We start from the raw sequence: 15,769 nt of genomic DNA on the forward strand, positions 1-15,769 counted from the left end.
TCCTAGAAGCTGCCGACCGGTGCCATTCCAGCGGCACGCCGGGATTCCGGCGCCACAAGCACATCGCGCAGCAGGCGCACCACCCCCCGCTCTGCCAACCCTTGGGCCAGCTGCAGCCCCATGCGGCGCAGGTCAGGTTCCGCCAGCAGCCGCGGTAGCCGGCGCAGCAGCAGCCTGGGTTCAAAACCCGGCACATCGCGCAGCACCACGAGCAGCTGCTGCACTGGCTCAAGATCCAGCAGCTGGGCATCGATCATGCTGATCCGCTCCACACCCCGCAGCCCCGGCGGCTGGAGCCGTTTCGGCAGCCGCCGCCCCATCGCCTGCACAGCCCGCCAGCCGAGCGCATCGAGCCGGTCGACCATCGCATCGACCAATTGCTGGCGCAGCATCCCACCCTTGGGTGAGAAGAGGAAATCGAGCACCTGATCCAGCAGACCCTCCACATCCAGTTGTTCCTGTAAAGACGCACTGCTGATCAGGTTTTCCAGCCGTTGCCAGCGGAACTCATCGCCATCGAAGAGCATGTCGCGCAGGCTGCGGCGCAGATCCGGATCGGGATCCTCCATCAGCCGGCGGGCGAAGTAGGGATAGGCCGCACCGAGAATTTTGAACTCAGGATCCACACTCAAGGCAATGCCTTCGAGCGTGACCAAAGAGCGGATGATCAGGGCGTAATAGGGCGGAACCTGGAACGGGAAGCGGTACATCACTCCGGAAAGATCATCGGTGACCGCCTTGAAATCCATCCGGCTCACCCCCATCTCCAGAGCCTGGCCGAACACCGATTCAAAGGCCGGCACGATCGGCTCGAGGTTCACCTCTTCGCCCAGAAAACCGAGCTGCACGAAATCGGTGGAGAGGGCGGTGAAGTTGCGGTTCACCAGATGCACCACCGCCTGGATCAGGCCGGTGCGCGACTCGCGGCTCACCTCGCTCATCATGCCGAAATCCAGGTAGGCCAGGCGGCCATCCGGCAGAGCCAGCAGATTGCCGGGGTGTGGGTCGGCGTGGAAGAAGCCGTGCTCCAGCAGTTGCTGGAGGCTGCAGTTCACGCCGATTTGCACCATGTGGTCGGGGTCGATGCCGAGCGAGCGCACCGCCTCGAGATTGGTGAGCTTCACCCCATCGATCCATTCCATCGTGAGCACACGGCGGCTGGTGGCCTCGTGATAGATGGCCGGTACGGCGATGTTGGGATTGTGCTGGTGGAGCTTGGCGAAGGTTTCAGCGTTGCTGGCTTCGTTGAGATAATCCATCTCTTCGAACACCCGCTTGCCCAGCTCATCGATCAGGGCCACCAGATCGCTGCGCACCAGTCCTACGTTCTGGTTGATCCAGGCGGCGATGTTGCGCACGATATAAAGATCGAGCGTGATCTGCTCGCGCAGGCCAGGGCGCTGCACCTTCACCGCGACGGCCTGGCCGCCCTTGAGGGTGCCCCTGTGCACCTGGCCCAGCGAAGCGGCGGAGATCGGCTCGCGATCGAGCTGGGTATATATCTCGGAAATGGGCGCACCCAGGTCTTCTTCGATGCAGGCCATCGCCAGCGCACCGTCGAAACCGGGCAGTTGATCTTGCAGCTGGGCCAGTTCCTCCAGCAGCACCGGTGGCACGATGTCGGGCCGGGTCGACAGGGCCTGGCCGGCCTTGATGAAGGCGGGGCCGAGCGCCACCAGCAGCTGGGCGCATTCGCGCGCCCGTTCCCTGGCGCGGTCGGGGTTGTTGAGCAGGCCGGCGAAGCGATCGACAGCCACGCCCACCAGAAACAGGCTGATCGGCATCAGGGTCTGCCAGAGCCGTAGCAGCAGCCGATTGGGGTGGCCGGCGTAGATGCGCGTGATCGCCGCCGGGTCATAGCTGAGCAGGCCGGCGGCTTCAATGAAGTCGCTGAGCTCCGCAGGGGTGCTCACGTGGTCGGAGCGAACCATCACGGGGCAGATCGATACCCCCCTTCTAAACGAATCTCAGCGTCGCTACGGTCGGGCAGTCGGCTGAGGCACCGCGTGCTCACGGGACTGCGCCTCGAGAACATCGCACTGGTGGAGCGCCTGGAGCTGGAGTTCTCCACTGGCTTCACGGTGCTCACCGGTGAAACGGGTGCCGGCAAGTCGTTGTTGCTCGATGCCCTCGATGCCCTGCTGGGCGGCGGCTCCGGCGCACGCCTGCTGCGCCAGGGCACGCAGCGGGGCTTGATCGAAGCCCTGTTCACCCCTACGGCGCCCGCGCTGGCCTGGCTGCAGCAGCAGCAGCTGGATCAGGAGCTCGCCGGCGGCGATGCCACAGACACAGACACAGGCACAGGCATTTATGAAGGCGCCGCCGCCCAAGGCTCCCCGCCGGAGCTGGTGCTCAGCCGCGAGTGGCGCAGCAACGGTGAACGCATCCAGAGCCGCAGCCGCATTAACGGTGTGGTGGTGAACCGCCAGCAACTGCTGGAGCTGCGGCCCCTGCTGCTGGATCTCACCGTGCAGGGCCAGACCCAGGATCTGGCCCGCCCCGGCCAACAGCGCCAGTGGCTCGACCGCTGCGGTGGCGACGCGCTGGCGGCCTGCCTGGGGCCGGTGCGGCAGGCGGTGCGCAGCTGGCGCCAGGCCGCCGCCCGGCTGGAGCAGGCGCGGGCCGACCGCGACCGGCTGGAGCGGCAACGGCAGGAGGGGCTCCAGCAGCTGGAGGCGCTGGAGGCCGCCGCCCTCGAAGACCCGAACGAATGCCTGCGGCTGCAGGAAGACCAGGACCGCCTCGCCCATGCGGTGCGATTGCAGGAGGGGGTGATGCTGCTGCTGGGCCGGCTGGTGGAAGGCGCCGACAACGCTCCGGCGGCGCTCGACCATCTGGCCGCCTGCGATCAGGAGCTGCAGCAACTGGCCGGCTTTGACGTCAGCCTCGGCCCCCTGCTGGACCGCTGCGGCGGGGCGCTGCAGGACGTGCAGGAGCTGGCCCGCGACCTCGAGCGCTATGGCGGTGACCTCGACAGCGATCCCGCCAGCCTCGAAGCGGTGCAGGAGCGGCTGGCCCTGCTCAAGGGGCTGGAGCGCCGCCACGGCCGCGATCTGGCAAGGCTGATCGAGCAGCGTGACCAGCTGCGTGAGCAGCTCAGCGGTGGGGCTGCCGCCGCCCTCGTAGCGCTGGAGGCCGAGGAGCAGCAGGCTCGCCTTCGGCGGGATCAGGCCTGCAGCCTGCTCAGCGCCCAGCGGCAGCAGGCGGCGCGACAGCTGGAAGAGCAGTTGACCGCCTCACTGCGGCCCATGGGCCTGGCCGATGTGCGCTTTTCGGTGGCGGTCGTGCCGGTACCGCCGGCTGAGGAGGGGGCCGATGCGGTGGCGTTTCTGTTCTCTGCCAACCCCGGCCAGCCGCTGGCGCCCCTGCGCGAGGTGGCCTCCGGCGGCGAGATGAGCCGCTTCCTGTTGGCGCTGAAAACCTGTCTGGCCGCGGCGGATCCGGGCGTCACCCTGCTGTTCGATGAAATCGACAGCGGCGTCAGCGGCCGGGTGAGTGGCGCGATCGCCGAGCTGCTGCGGCAGCTGGCCGCGCAGCGGCAGGTGTTCTGCGTGACCCACCAGCCGCTGGTGGCCGCCGCCGCCGATCATCATTTCCAGGTGAGCAAAGCAGTGGAGGCGGGCCGCACCCTCACCCGGGTTCGCCCGCTGCGGGACACCCAGGCGCGGCAGCAGGAGCTGGCCGAACTGGCCGGGGGCGACTTCAGCGAAGCCCACCGCTACGCCGCCGGGTTGCTGGAGCGGGGCTGATCTGAGTGCCGTTTCCGCCGCAGAACGCGGGCGGGTCCCTGCCGATCAGGAGACACCCGTAGACTCAGACGCTCTAGACGAGGCCGGATGCCCCGCGCGAGCATCGTTTCTGGGCCCAAGGGCACTTCGACCACCCCCAGCACCACGGTCCCGACCCTTGACAAGGAAGAGGCGTCGAAGCTGCGCTCGCTCAACGGTGGCGCCCTTGAGGACGTGATCCGTGTGCGTGGTGCCCGCCAGCACAACCTCAAGAACGTGGATCTGACGATTCCACGCAACCGGCTGGTGGTGTTCACCGGTGTGAGCGGCAGCGGCAAGAGCTCGCTGGCCTTCGACACGATTTTCGCTGAAGGGCAGCGCCGCTACGTCGAAAGCCTTTCCGCCTACGCCCGCCAGTTCCTCGGCCAGGTGGACAAGCCGGATGTGGACGCGATCGAGGGGCTGTCGCCGGCGATCTCGATCGACCAGAAGTCCACCAGCCACAACCCGCGCTCCACCGTCGGCACGGTGACGGAGATTCAGGACTACCTGCGCCTGCTCTTCGGCCGCGCCGGTGAACCCCACTGCCCCCAGTGCGACCGCTCGATCCGGCCCGAGAGCATCGACGAGATGGTCGATCGCATCTCCTCGTTGCCGGAGGGCACCCGCTACCAGTTGCTGGCGCCGGTGGTGCGGGGCAAGAAGGGCACCCACACCAAGCTGCTCAGTGGTCTGGTGGCGGAAGGCTTCGCCCGGGTGCGCATCAACGGCGAGGTGCGCGAACTCTCCGACAACATCGAGCTCGACAAGAACCACGCCCACAACATCGAAGTCGTCGTCGACCGGCTGGTGGCACGTGAGGGCATCACTGAACGGCTCACCGATTCCCTGCGCACCTGCCTGAAGCGCGGCGACGGGCTGGCGCTGGTGGAGGCGGTGCCCAAGACCGGCGAAGAACTCCCGGAGGGGGTGGAGCGGGAGCGGCTTTATTCCGAGAACTTCGCCTGCCCCGTGCATGGCGCCGTGATTGAGGAGCTCTCCCCCCGGTTGTTCTCGTTCAACAGCCCCTACGGCGCTTGCCCCGATTGCCATGGCCTCGGCCATCTGCGCAAGTTCACCGAGGAGCGGGTGGTGCCCGATCCCGCCCTGCCGGTGTATGCGGCAGTGGCCCCCTGGAGCGAGAAAGACAACAGCTATTACTTCTCACTGCTGTTCAGTGTGGGAGAAGCCTTCGGCTTTGAGATCAAGCAGCCCTGGAACCAGCTGACCAAAGACCAGCAGCAACTGCTGCTGCACGGCAGCCCCGAGCCGATCGCCATCAAGACCGACAGCCGCTACAGCAAAAGCCAGGGCTACCTGCGCCCGTTCGAAGGCATCCTGCCGATCCTGGAGCGGCAGCTGCGCGACGCCAGTGGCGAGGCGATCCGCCAGAAGCTGGAGAAATTCCTGGATCTGGTGCCCTGCGGCACCTGCCGCGGCCTGCGGCTGCGTCCTGAGGCACTGGCGGTGAAGGTGGGGCCCTATGCGATCACCGATCTCACCAATGTGAGCGTCGCCGACACCCTGCAACGGATCGAGTCGTTGATGGGGGTCGGGGATGCGGAAGGGGCGGAACCCCTGCTCAATCCCCGCCAGATCCAGATCGGCGATCTGGTGCTGTGCGAGATCCGCATGCGCCTGCGCTTCCTGCTGGATGTGGGCCTCGATTACCTCAGCCTCGACCGCCCGGCCATGACCCTCTCCGGCGGGGAGGCCCAGCGCATCCGTCTCGCCACCCAGATCGGGGCCGGGCTCACCGGCGTGCTGTACGTGCTGGATGAACCCAGCATCGGGCTGCACCAGCGCGACAACGACCGCCTGCTCAATACCCTGTTCCGGCTCCGCGACCTGGGCAACACCTTGATCGTGGTGGAACACGACGAGGACACGATCCGAGCCGCCGACCACCTGGTGGACATCGGCCCGGGCGCCGGCGTGCACGGCGGACGCATCGTGGCTGAGGGGACGCTCGAGAACCTGCTCGAAGAAGAGGAATCGCTCACGGGGGCCTACCTGAGTGGGCGGCGCTCGATTCCGACCCCGCCCGAACGGCGCACCAGCAGCAGCCGCAAGCTCTCGCTGTTGAATTGCTCCCGCAACAACCTGCAGGGGCTCGACGTCGACATTCCCCTCGGCCGCCTGGTGGCGATCACCGGGGTGAGCGGCAGCGGCAAGAGCACCTTGATCAACGAGCTGCTCCACCCGGCGCTTGAGCACAAGCTGGGCATGAAGGTGCCGTTCCCGACCGGCCTCGATGAGCTGCGGGGCATCCAGTCGGTCGACAAGGTGATTGTGATCGACCAGAGCCCGATCGGCCGCACACCCCGCTCCAACCCCGCCACCTACACAGGCGCCTTCGACCCGATCCGCCAGGTGTTCGCCGCCACGGTGGAGGCCAAGGCGCGGGGCTATCAGGTGGGCCAGTTCAGCTTCAACGTCAAAGGCGGGCGCTGTGAGGCCTGCAGCGGGCAGGGCGTGAATGTGATCGAGATGAATTTCCTGCCCGATGTGTATGTGCAGTGCGATGTCTGCAAGGGGGCGCGCTACAACCGCGAAACGCTTCAGGTGACGTACAAGGGCCACACGATTGCCGATGTGCTGCAGATGACGGTGGAACAGGCGGCCGATGTCTTCAGCGCCATTCCCCAGGCGGCGGATCGGCTGCGCACCTTGGTGGATGTGGGGCTGGGTTACATCAAGCTGGGCCAGCCGGCTCCCACCCTCTCCGGCGGTGAAGCCCAGCGGGTGAAGCTGGCCACCGAACTCTCCAAGCGGGCCACCGGCAAAACCCTTTATCTGATCGATGAACCCACCACCGGCCTGAGCTTCTACGACGTGCACAAGCTGATGGATGTGATGCAGCGCCTTGTGGACAAGGGCAATTCGATCGTGGTGATCGAACACAACCTTGATGTGATCCGCTGTGCTGACTGGCTGGTGGATCTGGGCCCCGAGGGCGGCAACAAAGGAGGGGAGATCGTGGTGGCCGGCACGCCGGAGCAGGTGGCGGAGCATCCCACCAGCCACACGGGCCGCTACCTCCAGCAGGTGCTGGCTCAGCATCCACCGGAAGCCATTTCGGCCTGAAGCCATCACCACCAACCGAGGGGTGGCCGGTGGGAGGGGATCATGGAGGCATCACCGCTCCAACGTCGTGGCCCAGCGTCGATTCAAGCCGGCGGGAATTGCCCTCCTGACTGTGGCCGCGATGGGGGGAGGCCTTGCCTTCGCGCCCTCCCGCACCCAGGCGCTGGAGCGGGTGCAGATGCGGCTGCCGTTGCTGGAAACCGACTTCACGGTGGAGCTCAACGAGCTCAGCAACCCCGCCAGCCTGCTGGCCGGCAACAGCGACCTGGCCGAGCTGGATCGGGCCACCGATGGAGCGGTGGGCCGCAAGTTCGTGGAGCTGTTCAATGCGCCGCTGCCGCTGCAGGTGACGGCCGTGGTCGATACCTCGGCGAGCTCCCCCCTGCTCAACCAGGCCCTGCTGCTGGTGTCGGCGCTCGGCGGCATCGACGGACTGCCGGAGCCGTTCACCGGGGAGGATCTCTCCCGGGTGCTGGATCAGGCAGCGGCCCAGGGTCCGCTCACCATGCTCACCGTGCTGCGGGCCCTGCCCGGCCGCACGGCCACGATCGACCTGGGCCGGGCCGTGTTCGCGGTGCAGCGGCTGGCCCGCCAGCAGCGGCCTGCGGACACCCTGCTGGCCTCGCGGCCAGCCGCTGGGGAGGATCCTGCCCTGCGCGGACAAGGCCCACTGGCCATACAGCGCGCTGAGCTGACCACCCCTATTTCCTACCGCCCCGAGCCGTTGTCGGTGGTGGTGATTCGGCCCACGACCGGCGCCAATAACCGCCTGGTGGTGATCTCCCACGGCCTCTGGGACGGCCCGGAGAGCTTTGAGGGCTGGGGCCGCCATCTGGCCAGCCATGGCTACACCGTGCTCCTGCCCCGCCATCCCGGCAGCGACCGGCAGCAGCAGAGCGCAATGCTGTCCGGCAAGGCACCGCCTCCAGGCCCAGAGGAACTGCGCCTGCGGCCCCTTGATGTGAGCGCCGTGATCGATGCCGCCGCTGCCGGCGGTCTGGGTCTGCCGCCCGGCATCCGCACCGATTCGGTGGTGGCCATGGGCCAGTCGTGGGGCGCCACCACCGTGCTGCAGCTGGCTGGCGCCAAACCCAGCGACATCCTCCTGTCCAAATTCTGCAACGATCCCTTCGACCCTGCTCGAAACCTCAGCTGGGTCCTGCAGTGCAGCTTCCTCACCTCCGCCAACACCGCAGCGCTGGCGGATCCCCGCATCAAGGCGGTGGTGGCGGTCAGCCCGCCGATGTCTTTGCTGTTCGCCGCCGGTGCGGCCCAGAGTGTCTCCAGCCGCGTGCTGCTGGTGAGCGGCAGCCGCGACTGGGTGGTGCCCGCCGGCCCCGAAGCGATCACGCCAATGACCCTGGAGGCGCGCAATGCCGGCGGTGGCCACAGCCTCGTGCTGGCCAAAGGCGGTGATCACTTCAACCTCGGCTCCACCTACGACGTCGGTGGTGGGGCGCTGCGCGGGCTGATCCTGGCCTGGACGAATGCCGCCTATGCGGCCGGGCCTGAGGTCGCGCCGCGCCCCGGTGCACCGGGGCTGCTGCCACCAGACGGTTGGGGCGACAGCGCGATTCCACTGGTGGACGTGAGTGGGGCGCTGCGCTGACGCACCGCCGGACGTGCGCTGCAGCCCTCAGAAGGTGGGCAACTCCGCCTCTCCGGCGGGATCGGGATAGTTGGTGTTCACGTCCGGCATCCAGTAGCTCAGGTCGTCATGCCAGAACAGGCGCCCCGCCAGCCGACTGGTGCTGAGCTTGGTGGAGCCCATGCTGGAAAGCAGAGCGCCCAGCTCCACCGGGGAGAGATCGGTTCTCACGTTCTCACTGGCCAGCTGGATCAACGCCGGATACTGGGCCACCGTGCCGGGCTGAGCCAGCTGGCGGAATACCTCGCGCAGCACCAGTTGCTGACGTTCCATGCGGCCGAGATCGCCCAGTTCATCGTTGCGATAGCGCAGGAAGCCCTCCAGGGCTTCCCCCTTCAGCACCTGCACGCCTGGGTAAAGATCGATGTAGAGGTCCTGGCGGCTGTCGGTGTAATACATGCGCTTGGGCACATCCACTTCCACGCCGCCCAGGGCATCGGCCAGCTTCTGCACGGCATCGAGGTTGATCAGCACATACCGATCGACAGGAATGCCCAGCAAGCGCGACACCTGCGATTTCGCTTCCTCCACCCCGCCTACGGCATAGAGAGCATTGGCCTTGAGCACGCCATAGCGGTCCGACTCGATGAAGGTGTCGCGCGGGACCTGGGTCAGCCGGGTGCTGCCGTCCACCACCTCCACGGTGAACATGACATCGGTGTTGGCGGCCACGTGATCGGTGCCCATCACCAAAATGCGGTGCTGGTTGAGGCCGAGAGGCGCCACCAGGCTGCTGACCGATGGCGCCGCCTTCATCAGCCCGGCCATCAAGGAGCCCAGCAGCTGGGGCAGGGGTCCGGTGACGAGCAGGCTCAGGCCCACCCCGCAGCCCAGGCCGAGCAGCACGGAAGGGGGATGCAGGCGGCGGCGGCGTGGACCCTTGCTACCAGCCGCTTTCCTGCTGGAGCCTTCCCCGGATGACGCTTCAGGCACCGAGCGATCCTGGGACGCCACGCTTGAGTCCGCCGCCGACCCACGGTCTTGGCCCCGGGCTGTGACGGACAGAGAGCTGCGACGGGGCTGGGCCTTGGTCATAGAGGGTTCCGATGTCCGCACCATAAAACCCATTCCCGTGCCTGGCCAGGTCAGGGCCCCGCCACCACTGCCACCCGGGCGGCGGCCCGGTCGGCCCGCTCCCTTGCCTCGCCCAGATCGGCGCCGCGGGCCAACGCCACTCCCATGCGCCGGTGGGGCCGGGCCTCCGGCTTGCCGAACAGCAGCACCGTGGTGTCGGGTTCGGCCAGGGCCGCCGCCACGCCCGTGTAGGCCACGCTGCTGAGGTGCTCGCCGGCCAGGATCACCCGGCTGGCGGCGGGGCCGGTGGACGCAATGGTGGGAATCGGCAGCCCCAGCACGGCACGCAGGTGCAGCTCAAACTCGCTGAGGTTCTGGCCGGCCAGCGTCACCAGGCCGGTGTCATGCGGCCGGGGCGAGAGTTCCGAGAAGACCACTGTGGCGGGGTCGGTGGCACCGGCGGCACCGGTGAGGAAGAACTCCACGCCGAACAGGCCGGCGCCACCCAGGTGATCGGTGACCTTCAAGGCCATGGCCTGGGCAGCCTCCAGCTGGGCCGGCGCGAGACAGGCGGGCTGCCAGCTGCACTGGTAGTCGCCCCGTTCCTGCACGTGGCCGATCGGTGGGCAGAACAGGGTGGGGCCGTTCCACTGCCGCACTGTGAGCAGGGTGATCTCCTGCTCAAACCGCAGAAACTCCTCCACGATCACCCGTGCGCCGGCGCCGCGTGCCCCCGCCAGCGCGGCCTCCCAGGCCGCCGCGATGCCGTCCGCGCTGTGCACCACGCTCTGCCCCTTGCCCGAGGAGCTCATCACCGGTTTCACCACCACGGGCCAACCGAGCGGTGTGGCGGCGATGGCCAGTTCTTCGGCGCTGCCGGCGTAGGCGAAGCGGGCGGTGCGCAGGCCCAGGGTGCCGGCGGCCAGATCGCGGATGCGGTCACGGTTCATGGTCACCGCTGTGGCCTGCGCCGTGGGAATCACGGTGACGCCTTCCGCCTCCAGCTCGGCGAGGGCATCCACCGCCAGGGCTTCAATCTCCGGGATCACCAGATCCGGCCGGTGGCGCCGCACCACGGCCAGCAGCGCCGCGGGATCGGTCATGGGGATCACCTCCGCCGCATCGGCCACCTGCATAGCGGGCGCACCGGCGTAGCGGTCGACCGCGATCACGCGGCATCCGAGGCGCTGGGCGGCGATGGCCACCTCCTTGCCCAGCTCACCGCTGCCCAGCAGCATCAAGGTGCGAGGGAACGCGGGCACCGTCATCACGAGGGGGCAGATGGGATCAATCCTGCTCCCCCGCTGGGCCCTGCTAGAAGAGCACTGTGTCGGCGCCCTGCCTGCTTTGATCGTCTCGCCTGCCGTTCTGGCTTTCGCTTCCACCGGGGATGGCGTTGCCGGTCTGCCGTTCGGATGGACGATCGACGGACTGCAGAACAGCGTGCTGATCTACCTCGGCCTTTCTTCTCTGGCCTTTGTGATCGTGTGGTTGGTGGGTTTCCTGCGCCGCTCCTGAACACCCCGATCAGGAATCGGAGATCAGGTCGAGCTGGCGCACCGGCGGCTCCTCGCTCACGAAACCGTAGGCCTCGAACACCTGCTCATCGGCGTGGGTGATGTGCTGGCCGTCGCTGTGGCGCTCCAGCCGGAAGCCTTCCTCTGCCATGCGCCGCATCAGCCCGGCGGCTTCCTCGAAGCGCGCCGCCATCGCCTCGAGGCTGGCGCAATCGGCCGTCAGGCCCGTTTCCTTCCAGGTGAAGTAAGCCAAGGCAACGCTCGCAATGCGGGAAATGAACGCGGGGGGTGGGGCCCACTCTCTCGATTCTGGTGATCTCTGCCGCGGGGCGCAGCGCTCAGGGCAGCAGCAGCAGGCCGATCAGCACCAGAGCCACGCTCACAACCCAGAACCCCACCACGACCCGTTGTTCGGGGTTGCCCGCCAGCTCGAAATGGTGGTGCAGTGGCGCCATGCGGAACAGCCGTTTGCCCTGTCCATCGGGGCCCTTGGTGGCTTTGAACACCCACACCTGCAGGATCACCGACAACGACTCGGCCACGAACACTCCGCCCATCAGCAGCAGGGACCAGAGGCTGTCGGTGAGCAGGGCCACCGCCGTGAGCGCCGCCCCCATCGCCAGCGAGCCGGTGTCGCCCATGAAGACACGGGCGGGGTGGCGGTTGTGGCCCAGGAAGCCCAGCCAGGCGCCCGCCATCGCCGCGCAGAAGCCGGCCATGGCGGGGTCGCCGCTGTGGCCGCGCAGCGTCAGTTGCAGGGCGAAGCCGGCGAACACCACAGCGCCGCAGCCTGCCGCCAGCCCATCGAGGCCGTCGGTGAGGTTGGTGGCATTGCTTTCGGCCAGGAACACAAACAGGCCCAGGGGCAGCAGCAACAGGCCCAGCGGCAGCACCCAGCCGAACGGCAGGCCCACCTCGCCGCTGAACCAGCCGCGCCAGCTGCCCCAGGCCAGGAACAGCACCGCCGCCAGTGACTGCAGCAGCAGCTTTCCCTTCGGGGTCAGCCCGGTGTTGGTGCGGCGGGTGAGGCTGCGCCAGTCGTCGAAGCCGCCGATCGCCAGGAAGGCGAGGGTGATGGCCGCCACCGCCAGCAGGCGCCCATCGGTGGGAGCGATCAAGCCGCCCACGATCACCCCCACCGGTACCACCAGCAGGCCCCCCATCGTGGGGGTGCCGGCCTTGCTGAGGTGGCCCTGGGGGCCGTCTTCCCGAATCACCTGGCCCACCTTCAACGCCCGCAGCCTTGGCACGCCCCACAGGCACAGCGCCCAGCTCACCAGCGCCGAGAGCAGCAGCGGCAGCGTGAGCTGGGAGACCTGGGATGAGAGATCGCAGCCCATCACCGCCACCACGAGCAGCAAAGTGAGGGCGCTGGCGGGAGAACGCAGGCGGCCGGGAGCTGAAAGCGGGGAGGTGGAGGCCAAGGATCAGGGGCGATGGCGGCCGTTCAGGCCCGTTCCTCGTAACCGGACAGACGGGAAGGTTCAGTCTTCCCAGCTCTCGTCACTCGCTTCGTCGGCGGGGGTGTAATCCTCTTTCTCACCCATCAGCGCAGAGAGCTCCTCCTCTTCCACCGTGCTCACATCGGGAGCGGCGGTTTCCTCATCCACCACCAGCCGGCCGCTGGTTTCCAGCCAGCTCAGCAGATCCGGTTCGTCCCGCAGGGGGAGCACCGGGGCCGGATCTTCCCGCCGGTAGCGGGTGAGGGATGGATTGACGCTATCGAGGGTGCTCATGAATGCAGATCAGCGGGGTTGTTCAGGCTGGGAAAGCCAGCGCTGCGCCCCGTTCGCCGATCCACCACCATAGATCAGCCCTCCGCCCAAAACCTTTGACGGCCCTCATGGCGGTTGAGATCCTGCGCGTCTGGGCCGTGGCGCTGCTGCTCAGCGGCCTGATGGTGGCGGCCGGCCACCGCTGGCCCGCGTCGCTCACGCCCACCCCGGTGGCCATCTGGGCGCTGCTGCTGGTGCCCCCGCTGCTGATGGGGTTCTGGATCGCCCGCCGCTGGGGGAGAATCCAGCAAGCGGATCCAAGCGAGGCACGGAGCGAATGACACAGGTGGAGGAGCGGACGTCCCGGGCGAAACGGGTGGTGCTTGCCTATTCCGGCGGGGTGGACACGAGCGTCTGCATTCCCTATCTGCTGAACGAATTCGGCGTGGAGGAGGTGATCACCTTCGCGGCCGATCTCGGCCAGGGCGATGAGCTCGAACCGATCCGCCGCAAAGCGCTCGATTCCGGCGCCAGCCAGTCGATCGTGGGCGATCTGATCGAGCCCTTCATCTCCGACTTCGCCTTTCCGGCCATCCGCGCCAACGCCCTCTACGAAGGCCGCTACCCGCTCTCCACAGCCCTGGCCCGCCCGCTGATCGCCCGCCGCCTGGTGGAGGTGGCCCGCGAGGTGGGCGCCGATGCGGTGGCCCATGGCTGCACCGGCAAGGGCAACGACCAGGTGCGCTTCGATGTGGCGATCGGTGCCCTGGCGCCTGAGCTCAAGGTGCTGGCCCCGGCGCGGGAGTGGGGCATGAGCCGGGAGGAAACGATCGCCTACGGCGAGCGTTGCGGCATCCCGGTGCCGGTGAGCAAGGCGTCGCCCTATTCGATCGACCTCAACTTGCTGGGCCGCAGCATCGAGGCCGGCCCGCTGGAGGATCCCTGGGTCGAGCCGCCCGAAGAGGTCTTCGCCATGACCTGCTCCGTGAGCGCCGCCCCCGAGCAGCCCGAGGTGGTGGAGATCACCTTCGAGCAAGGCAATCCGGTGGCGATCAACGGCGAACGGCTCGATCCGGTGGCGCTGGTGCGCCGCGCCAATGCCCTCGCCGGCGGCCATGGCTTCGGCCGTCTCGACATGATCGAGAACCGGGTGGTGGGGATCAAGTCGAGGGAGATCTATGAAACCCCCGGCCTGCTGCTGCTGATCAAGGCCCACCAGGAACTGGAAAGCCTCACCCTGGCCGCCGATGTGCTGCGGTACAAGCGCCAGATCGAAACCAGCTGGGCCGATCTGGTGTATCAGGGCCTCTGGTTCGGCCCGCTCAAGGAGGCGCTCGACGGCTTCCTCGACCGCACCCAGCTCACCGTGAGCGGCAGTGTGCGGATCCGCCTCCACAAGGGCAATGCCACCGTGATTGGCCGCTCCTCCAGCGAGAGCCTCTACAGGCCCGACATGGCCACCTACGGCGCCGATGATCGCTTCGATCACCGGGCGGCCGAGGGGTTCATCTACATGTGGGGCCTGCCCACCCGCCTCTGGGCTGCTTCGCGGCGGCGTTAGTTCGGGGGCTGGATGGTCACCCAGGCGACGTCGCTGATACGCCCCAGCAGGCGGGGTGGGCCATCGGCGCGCCGAATGGTGAGCAGGTCGGGACGGCCGGCGAACACCTGAAGCCCCTCGGCGAGCGCAAACCGCTTCTCCCCTTTCAACAAGCCCACGTACAGGTAGGTACCGGCGCTGTTGCGCACCTCCACCCAGTTGTCCTGGTTGCTGCGCAGGGCCACCTCGTTGGGCCCGATGGCGTTGGGTTTTGGAGTGGTGGCAACGGCGACGTTGCTGCTGCTGTTGGCCTGTCCCGGGGGTTCCGCTTCAGATGCGGTGGTTTTCGCCGGGGGAGTGGCAGCGGAGGATCGCTGGTGTTGGTGCCACCCGAGCGAGCCTCCGAGGGACAGCAGGCCCACAAGACCGCCGATCAGCACCAACTTGTGCCGGGATTGAGGCAAACGGGGTGCGGCGGCCAGGGAGCCCTTCAACCAGCGCAGCGGACGCAGCGGCGTGCGCAACTGGGCCGGCCGTTCCTTCGATGGCTGTGAAAGCGGTGTTGGCGGAGCCGGAGCGGCTCGAGGCGTGGCAGCGGGCATTAAGGTCCGCTGCGCTGGGTTGAAGCCAGGCAGCGCGTGCTGCAGGGTTTGCCGCAATGACTGGTTCTCTTCCGACAACAGCCTCTGGCGCTCCAGGATCGGCTCGCAGCGGTCCTTGAACTTGCGCTCAAAGATCTCAGGCAACTCGGAAACCAGAGATTCCAGCTCCGCTTTGTGTCGATGCGCCACCTCCAGCTCCTGCTGGGTGCGGCTCAGCCGCAGGAGCACCGACTGGAGCTTGATCTTGTTGGACTGCAACTCAAGCCGGGCGACTTGCAGATCGACCTCCAAAGTGTCCGGATCGCTGCCGTTGGCCGGAGGAGGAGGCGGGTCCTGAGACCCGGATCGGTCGGAGGGGACGTGTTCGGACAACGTCCAGAACGGGGATCAAGGTGAACTACAGATTATCCGGGACCGCGGCAACTGCAACGGTCCTGTCGGCGTGCGTCCAGCGTCAGGAGGCCACAGCCACAGCGGGCTGGGGTTCGGCTTCAGCCGCCGCGGCACCACTGGCGCGGGGGGCGGGCATGGGGCCGTCCTGTTTGACGGTGAGGTAGCGGATCACGTCTTCGCTGAGACGCATCGCCCGTTCAAGCAAGGCCACCTGCTGGCCATCGCCGTCGTGGTTGAGCTGCACGTAGATGCCTTCGCGGTGCTTGGCGATCGTGTAGGCCAGACGGCGCTTGCCGCGCATCTGGGTGTCAAGCACTTCGGCGCCAGCTTCGGTGACGATGTCACGATATTTGTTGACATGCGTTTCCACCTCTTCCTCCGGGATGTCCGGACGAAGGATGTACATCGTTTCGTAGTAGGACTTCTGCGACATGGCGGGAATGAAAGCTCCGTGACGGGCTCGGATGAGGCCAGCAACCCGTGGGC

14 protein-coding genes are annotated in these 15,769 nt (G+C 67.5%); 6 read left to right on the plus strand and 8 right to left on the minus strand.

Features of this window, described 5'->3' with window-relative positions:
• Positions 1-2 precede the first annotated feature (2 nt).
• Positions 3-1,931 carry an AarF/ABC1/UbiB kinase family protein gene (locus KBY97_RS10220; protein WP_255146783.1) on the minus strand — a complete coding sequence of 643 codons (1,929 nt, stop codon included), beginning with the start codon at positions 1,929-1,931 and terminating at the stop codon, positions 3-5.
• A gap of 75 nt (positions 1,932-2,006) precedes the next feature.
• Here KBY97_RS10220 and recN point away from each other — a divergent pair, with 75 nt between their 5' ends.
• From recN to KBY97_RS10235, 3 genes are all read left to right on the plus strand, one after another.
• Positions 2,007-3,749, plus strand: coding sequence for a DNA repair protein RecN (gene recN, locus KBY97_RS10225; RefSeq protein WP_255146784.1), 1,743 nt, complete (start codon positions 2,007-2,009; stop codon positions 3,747-3,749).
• An 87-nt stretch (positions 3,750-3,836) separates the two neighbouring features.
• Positions 3,837-6,854 carry an excinuclease ABC subunit UvrA gene (uvrA, locus tag KBY97_RS10230; RefSeq protein ID WP_255146787.1) on the plus strand — a complete coding sequence of 1,006 codons (3,018 nt, stop codon included), beginning with the start codon at positions 3,837-3,839 and terminating at the stop codon, positions 6,852-6,854.
• A 67-nt stretch (positions 6,855-6,921) separates the two neighbouring features.
• Entirely contained in the window at positions 6,922-8,463 is a 1,542-nt protein-coding gene (locus KBY97_RS10235) for a dienelactone hydrolase (protein WP_255146789.1), read from the plus strand.
• Positions 8,464-8,490: 27 nt separating this feature from the next.
• Here KBY97_RS10235 and KBY97_RS10240 read toward each other — a convergent pair whose 3' ends face one another.
• Together KBY97_RS10240 and purT are read right to left on the minus strand one after the other, a co-directional pair.
• Entirely contained in the window at positions 8,491-9,348 is an 858-nt protein-coding gene (locus KBY97_RS10240; RefSeq protein WP_255146791.1) for an LCP family protein, read from the minus strand.
• Between the two features lie 239 nt (positions 9,349-9,587).
• Entirely contained in the window at positions 9,588-10,784 is a 1,197-nt protein-coding gene (gene purT / locus KBY97_RS10245; RefSeq protein WP_255146792.1) for a formate-dependent phosphoribosylglycinamide formyltransferase, read from the minus strand.
• A 79-nt stretch (positions 10,785-10,863) separates the two neighbouring features.
• Between purT and KBY97_RS10250 the strand changes: the two genes are divergently transcribed.
• Positions 10,864-11,034 carry a cytochrome B6 gene (locus tag KBY97_RS10250; RefSeq protein ID WP_261356426.1) on the plus strand — a complete coding sequence of 57 codons (171 nt, stop codon included), beginning with the start codon at positions 10,864-10,866 and terminating at the stop codon, positions 11,032-11,034.
• Between the two features lie 9 nt (positions 11,035-11,043).
• On the opposite strand, the gene KBY97_RS10255 is transcribed toward KBY97_RS10250, so the two are convergent.
• The 3 genes from KBY97_RS10255 to KBY97_RS10265 form a co-directional block, all read right to left on the minus strand.
• Positions 11,044-11,286: a hypothetical protein gene (locus tag KBY97_RS10255; RefSeq protein WP_255146794.1), complete on the minus strand. Its 243-nt coding sequence runs from the start codon at positions 11,284-11,286 to the stop codon at positions 11,044-11,046.
• A gap of 85 nt (positions 11,287-11,371) precedes the next feature.
• Positions 11,372-12,373: a phospho-N-acetylmuramoyl-pentapeptide-transferase gene (mraY, locus tag KBY97_RS10260; protein ID WP_255146833.1), complete on the minus strand. Its 1,002-nt coding sequence runs from the start codon at positions 12,371-12,373 to the stop codon at positions 11,372-11,374.
• 144 nt (positions 12,374-12,517) lie between these two features.
• Positions 12,518-12,769, minus strand: a complete 252-nt coding sequence (locus tag KBY97_RS10265) for a DUF3134 domain-containing protein (protein ID WP_255146796.1) — start codon at positions 12,767-12,769, stop codon at positions 12,518-12,520.
• A gap of 107 nt (positions 12,770-12,876) precedes the next feature.
• Between KBY97_RS10265 and KBY97_RS10270 the strand changes: the two genes are divergently transcribed.
• Together KBY97_RS10270 and KBY97_RS10275 are read left to right on the plus strand one after the other, a co-directional pair.
• Complete coding sequence (locus KBY97_RS10270; RefSeq protein WP_255146798.1) at positions 12,877-13,089, plus strand: hypothetical protein; 213 nt, start codon at positions 12,877-12,879, stop codon at positions 13,087-13,089.
• Positions 13,086-14,309 carry an argininosuccinate synthase gene (locus tag KBY97_RS10275; protein WP_255146800.1) on the plus strand — a complete coding sequence of 408 codons (1,224 nt, stop codon included), beginning with the start codon at positions 13,086-13,088 and terminating at the stop codon, positions 14,307-14,309. The genes KBY97_RS10270 and KBY97_RS10275 overlap by 4 nt, the downstream gene beginning before the upstream one ends.
• Here the strand turns inward: KBY97_RS10275 and KBY97_RS10280 are convergent.
• Both KBY97_RS10280 and rpsF read right to left on the minus strand, forming a co-directional pair.
• Positions 14,306-15,181 (minus strand): DUF4115 domain-containing protein, encoded by an 876-nt coding sequence (locus KBY97_RS10280; protein ID WP_255146801.1) that lies wholly within the window; start codon positions 15,179-15,181, stop codon positions 14,306-14,308. The genes KBY97_RS10275 and KBY97_RS10280 overlap by 4 nt on opposite strands.
• A 163-nt stretch (positions 15,182-15,344) precedes the next feature.
• Positions 15,345-15,716: a 30S ribosomal protein S6 gene (gene rpsF, locus KBY97_RS10285; RefSeq protein WP_255146803.1), complete on the minus strand. Its 372-nt coding sequence runs from the start codon at positions 15,714-15,716 to the stop codon at positions 15,345-15,347.
• Between the last annotated feature and the right edge of the window lie 53 nt (positions 15,717-15,769).

Origin of the sequence: Synechococcus sp. ATX 2A4, assembly GCF_024346375.1 — a bacterium.
GTDB lineage: Bacteria > Cyanobacteriota > Cyanobacteriia > PCC-6307 > Cyanobiaceae > MW101C3.